This is a genomic window from Peribacillus sp. P4_C12 (assembly GCF_056402095.1).
On record NZ_JBFUIB010000236.1, the window covers coordinates 1 to 5,712 of the forward strand.

Consider the following 5,712-nt stretch of genomic DNA (forward strand, 5'->3'; position numbering starts at 1 on the left):
GGGACATGCAGGTCAGCTTGTCATCGGTATTTTAAGCGGCAAAAAAGTTGTAGCTATGCAAGGTCGTTTTCATTTTTATGAGGGATACTCTATGGAGAAAGTCACATTCCCTGTGCGTGTAATGAAGCTTCTTGGAGTTGAGCAGTTAATTGTAACTAATGCCGCGGGAAGTGTTAATGAAAGCTATGCACCGGGAGACTTGATGCTAATTACGGATCATATCAATTTAATGGGAGCAAATCCATTAATTGGTTCAAACGAAGAGCGGTTTGGTCCTAGGTTCCCTGATATGTCAGAAGCGTATAACAAAGAGCTGCGAGCTCAAGCTAAAAAAATTGCTTCATCGCTTGGTATGGATATTAAAGAAGGTGTCTATATTGGGAATTCAGGCCCGACCTATGAAACACCCGCAGAAGTGAAAATGGCAAGGATTCTTGGCGGGGATGCAGTCGGCATGTCCACTGTTCCGGAGGTTATTGTGGCAAGACATAGCGGTATGAAAGTACTCGGTATTTCATGTCTTACCAACATGGCTGCAGGCATTTTGGATCAGCCGTTGTCACATGTAGAAGTAATTGAAACGACGGAAAAAGTAAAGAGTAGTTTTCTGGAATTTGTTAAACAAATCGTTAAGGACATTTAAAACAGTTTAAATTTAAAATAAAATAAGCGCAGCTAAATGTAGCGGTGCCTTTAAAAAAGCGGGGAATCTAATATGAGAATGGTAGATCTAATCGAGAAAAAACGTGATGGTAAGGCTCTTTCTACGGAAGAAATTCAGTTCATTATCCAAGGGTTTACTGATGGAACGATTCCTGATTACCAAATGAGTGCTTGGTCAATGGCCGTTTATTTCAAAGGTATGAATGAGCAAGAACGTGCTGATTTAACCATGGCTATGGTTGAATCGGGCGATCAAATTGATTTAACTATGATTGAAGGCGTTAAGGTTGATAAGCATTCCACTGGAGGTGTTGGTGATACGACAACACTTGTTCTTGGACCTTTAGTGGCTGCAGTTGGAGTTCCGGTAGCGAAGATGTCAGGACGCGGTCTTGGCCATACTGGTGGAACAATTGATAAATTGGAATCTGTTACAGGTTTTCATGTGGAAATAGAAAATGATGAGTTTATACGACTTGTGAATAAAAATAAAATAGCTGTCATTGGTCAAAGTGGTAACTTAACACCAGCGGATAAAAAGTTATATGCATTGCGCGATGTAACGGCTACTGTTAACAGCATCGGCTTGATTGCTGGTTCAATTATGAGTAAAAAAATCGCTGCTGGTGCCGATGCAATTGTACTTGATGTGAAAACGGGTGCAGGAGCATTCATGAAAACTCTCGAAGACTCAGAAGAATTAGCTCGTGCAATGGTGAGCATCGGGAATAATGTTGGGCGAAATACGATGGCTGTAATTTCAGATATGAGCCAGCCGCTAGGTTACGCAATCGGAAATGCTTTAGAAGTGAAAGAAGCAATCGATACGCTTAAAGGTGAAGGTCCGGAAGATTTAACGGAACTTTCTTTAACACTAGGCAGTCATATGGTGTTCCTTGCTAAAAAGGCAAGCTCGCTTGAAGAAGCTAGAACCCTGCTTGAAAACGCTATTAAAGATGGTTCTGCTCTTAACTCATTTAAGGTTTTCTTAGAAGCGCAGGGAGGCGATGGTTCGGTTGTAGATCAGCCCGAAAAACTTCCGCAGGCTGCCTATACTTTTGAGCTTGAAGCAAAAGAAGATGGATATGTATCAAAAATCGTTGCCGATGAAGTTGGAACAGCGGCTATGCTTTTAGGAGCCGGACGAGCGACCAAGGAATCAGAAATTGACCTAGCAGTTGGGCTAGTACTCCGTAAAAAAATCGGAGAAGTCGTGGCAAAAGGTGAATCTCTAGTGACGATTTACAGTAATTTTGAAGATGTTTCAGAAGTAAAAGAAAAATTGTATGAAAACATATCTATCTCGAAAGAAAAAGTTGAAAAACCTACGCTTATCTATAAAGAGATTATGGAATAATGTAACTTCAAAAATGTTGCTCTTTTTTTTAGTGAGTGACCTTTTTGTAACCTTAGCTAGCTTATGTAGCTAAAATAATCCCATGATTTTAAAAAGAGGATGCCTATGCGCATCCTCTTTTTATTTTTGTGTTAATTTTCCTAATAAATCCTATATTTACAAAATTTATCTTTAAATGAACTTATTTGTATAAAAATGGGTGTAATGGAAAAAATAAATCATATAAAGATTGGAGGGTATGGAGATGAAGCGGATTCTTTCTCTATTTTTAACCGTATTAATAGCTGCTGGTTTTAGCATCCCACATACAAAAGCAGCGGAAGATAAAGGAATCGACTTAGCGGCTAATGCTAAATCTGCTATTTTAATTGAACGGGATACAGGTACCGTATTGTATGATAAAAACGCAGATGATCGTCTTTCACCGGCAAGTATGACCAAGATCATGACGATGCTGCTAATCATGGAAGCAATCGATAAAGGCGAACTTACCATGAAGGAAAAAATCAGGACAAGTGAGTATGCAGCGTCGATGGGTGGTTCTCAAATCTTCCTCGAGCCAGGTGAAGAAATGACCACGGAGCAAATGCTTAAAGGCATCTCGATTGGTTCGGCGAATGATGCATCGGTGGCGATGGCGGAACGCATTGCGGGATCTGAAGAAGAGTTTGTTAAGAAAATGAACAAAAAAGCGAAAGATCTCGGGCTAAAAAACACGAAGTTTCAAAATGTGACAGGCCTTCCTGTTAAAGATCATTACAGCTCGGCTTATGATATGTCCATCATGGCGAAGGAGTTATTGAAATACGATACAATTACAAGGTTCACGGGTACATATGAGGACTATCTCCGTGAAAATACCGAAAAGAAATTCTGGCTTGTTAACACGAACCGATTAGTGAAATTTTATCCCGGGGTAGATGGGCTAAAAACAGGATTTACAAATGAAGCGAAGTATTGCCTGACGGCTACAGCGAAAAAAGGGAATATGCGGGTCATTGCCGTCGTTTTCGGAGCAGCATCTCCGAAGGAACGAAATGCGCAGGTTACCAAAATGCTTGATTATGCTTTTTCACAATACATCACATACCCTATATATAAACGAGGCGAGATGTTAGGAGAATCAAAGGTAAGTAAAGGTCACAAGAAAATGGTTATAGGAGTAACAAGTGAACCTATTTCAGTTTTGACAACCAAGAACGGAACAGCGAAGGATTTCACAAAAAAAATTACTCTTAATAAAGATTTGAATGCACCAATCAAAAAAGGCGATCAAATTGGTACGCTTGAATTAAAGAAAAACGGTAAGGTGTATGTCGAATCGCCAATTGTTGCGAAGGAAACTGTTGAAAAAGCTAGTTGGTGGCAATTGTATAAACGGGCTTTCGGCATGTTTACTCAAGTCAAATAGAATAAATTGTCGCATTACCTGATAAATGTACTAATTTAGGCGAATGCCCACTAGTTTTGCTATGAAGAAGGAATCTGCAGGAGAAAAAGAGAATTTGACTCTTTATAAGACAGTGAAGGAGGCTGTATATAATGAGTCTTACGATTAATATGGAGGCGAAAGATCGTGTATTATGCATTCGTCTCAAAGGTGATTTAGATCATCATACAGCAGAAAAATTGAAAAAACAGGCAGAGGCAGCAATTCAAAAGTATAACATCAAGCACATTATTCTTAACTTAGAAGAACTACATTTTATGGACAGTTCAGGACTCGGTGTTATTTTAGGGCGTTATAAGCAGGTAAACAATAAACAGGGTGAAATGGTCGTCTGCGCAATTTCTCCAGCAGTAAAGCGGTTATTTGAGATGTCAGGGTTGTTTAAAATTGTTAAAATGGAACTATCCGAAAAAAACGCTTTGCAAAGACTGGGGGTTGCCTAAGATGAAAAATAAAATGGAAACGAAATTTTCTGCACTAAGCCAAAATGAATCTTTTGCCAGGGTTACAGTTGCGGCTTTTATTGCCCAGTTAGATCCAACAATGGATGAATTGACAGAGATCAAGACTGTCGTGTCAGAAGCAGTTACGAATTCGATTATTCATGGGTACGAGAGTGACCCGGAAGGATGGGTCTACATTTCCGTGATTATTGAAGGTGATACTGTAGAATTGACCATCCGTGATGAAGGACTGGGCATTGAAGACGTTGAGGAAGCTAAACAGCCACTATTTACGACAAAACCTGAACTTGAACGTTCCGGTATGGGATTCACCATTATGGAAAACTTCATGGATGAGATCAATATTATTTCCCATAAGGGTGAAGGTACGATCATTCGATTAAAAAAGCACTTAACTACAAGCAGAGCTTTGTGCAATTAAGGGAGACTTGCATATGGATGTGGAGGTTAAAAAAGAGAAGAGCAAAAAAGGCCAGCCCCATTTAAAAGATGAGGAATTACGGAATTTAATCCAACGCAGCCAGAGCGGTGACCAGGACGCAAGAAACTTGATTGTCAATAGCAATCTAAGACTTGTCTGGTCCGTAGTACAGAGATTCCTCAATCGAGGTTATGAACCGGATGATTTATACCAGATTGGCTGCATTGGACTTTTGAAGTCCGTAGATAAATTTGACTTATCGTTTGAAGTGAAATTCTCTACGTATGCTGTACCAATGATCATTGGAGAGATTCAACGTTTTATCCGTGATGATGGAACTGTAAAAGTAAGCCGTTCTTTAAAGGAAATGGCAAATAAAATTCGTAGAGCCAAAGAGGAACTTTCAAAAACGTACGGCCGTGTTCCAACTGTCAATGAATTGGCGGAACATCTTGAGCTGTCACCAGAGGAAATTATCATGGCCCAAGAGGCTAGTCGAAGTCCTTCTTCCATCCATGAAACGGTTTATGAAAATGATGGCGACCCGATTACTCTTCTTGACCAGATTGCTGACAATAATGAAACATCATGGTTTGACCAAATCGCTTTAAAAGAAGCCATCCATGAATTGAATGAACGTGAAAGACTAATTGTTTTCCTGAGGTACTATAAAGACCAGACGCAATCGGAAGTAGCAGCAAGACTTGGCATATCCCAAGTACAGGTGTCACGGCTGGAAAAGAAAATTCTCCAGCAGATGAAAAACCACATGAATCAGTGATTCATGTGGTTTTTTTTATTTGATTTGAGAAAAATTTGGGTTTTAGGAAAAGGTAAAAAGACTCTAATCATATTAAAAAGGAGCCCATAGTAGTTTGAGGGTAATGGGAATTTACGGAAATAAGAGAGGGGATGAAATTTTTTAGTTGAATTTAGAATTAAAAACGAATATTATAGTAAAGGTCGCGCTTTTCATTCGTTTTTTATCTTTCATTCAACGAATATGGTTAATCTGAAAAAAGTGTAGATGCAGTACAATTTTAGGACACCTTTGTCTTCGCATGCAAACGATTGTATCGGTGTTTCCTTTAGATCTGGAGGTCTAAATGATGTTTTTAGAAAGGTTTTTCTCCCTAAAAGAAAATGGGACGGATGTCCGTACTGAAGTTATGGCGGGTGTTACGACATTTTTAACTATGGTTTATATCCTTATTGTGAATCCGGCTTTATTATCCTCAATCRGAATTCCATTTGAACAAGTCTTTATGGCAACAGTCATATCTGCTGTTATAGGTACCCTTATTATGGGGTTGGTCGCAAAATATCCAATTGCGATTGCACCGGGGATGGGCTTGAA

General features: G+C 39.3%; 7 protein-coding genes. All 7 read left to right on the forward strand.

Going from position 1 to position 5,712, the window contains the following annotated elements; translation table 11 throughout:
* A partial coding sequence (locus tag AC1DUW_RS19805; protein ID WP_477643267.1) for a purine-nucleoside phosphorylase occupies nucleotides 1-643 on the forward strand: 643 nt, incomplete at its 5' end.
* A gap of 72 nt (nucleotides 644-715) precedes the next feature.
* Nucleotides 716-2,020 carry a pyrimidine-nucleoside phosphorylase gene (locus AC1DUW_RS19810; RefSeq protein WP_053346847.1) on the forward strand — a complete coding sequence of 435 codons (1,305 nt, stop codon included), beginning with the start codon at nucleotides 716-718 and terminating at the stop codon, nucleotides 2,018-2,020.
* Nucleotides 2,021-2,264: 244 nt separating this feature from the next.
* A complete protein-coding gene (locus AC1DUW_RS19815; protein ID WP_053346846.1) occupies nucleotides 2,265-3,431 on the forward strand; it encodes a D-alanyl-D-alanine carboxypeptidase family protein in 1,167 nt (388 codons plus the stop codon).
* Between the two features lie 131 nt (nucleotides 3,432-3,562).
* A complete protein-coding gene (gene spoIIAA / locus AC1DUW_RS19820; protein WP_379168817.1) occupies nucleotides 3,563-3,913 on the forward strand; it encodes an anti-sigma F factor antagonist in 351 nt (116 codons plus the stop codon).
* A 1-nt stretch (nucleotide 3,914) separates the two neighbouring features.
* On the forward strand, nucleotides 3,915-4,355 hold the full coding sequence (spoIIAB, locus tag AC1DUW_RS19825; RefSeq protein WP_053346844.1) for an anti-sigma F factor: 441 nt from the start codon (nucleotides 3,915-3,917) through the stop codon (nucleotides 4,353-4,355).
* A 13-nt stretch (nucleotides 4,356-4,368) separates the two neighbouring features.
* Nucleotides 4,369-5,136: an RNA polymerase sporulation sigma factor SigF gene (gene sigF, locus AC1DUW_RS19830; RefSeq protein ID WP_053346843.1), complete on the forward strand. Its 768-nt coding sequence runs from the start codon at nucleotides 4,369-4,371 to the stop codon at nucleotides 5,134-5,136.
* 325 nt (nucleotides 5,137-5,461) lie between these two features.
* Nucleotides 5,462-5,712 (forward strand): solute carrier family 23 protein (locus AC1DUW_RS19835; protein WP_477643268.1); only part of this gene is annotated, 251 nt, incomplete at its 3' end.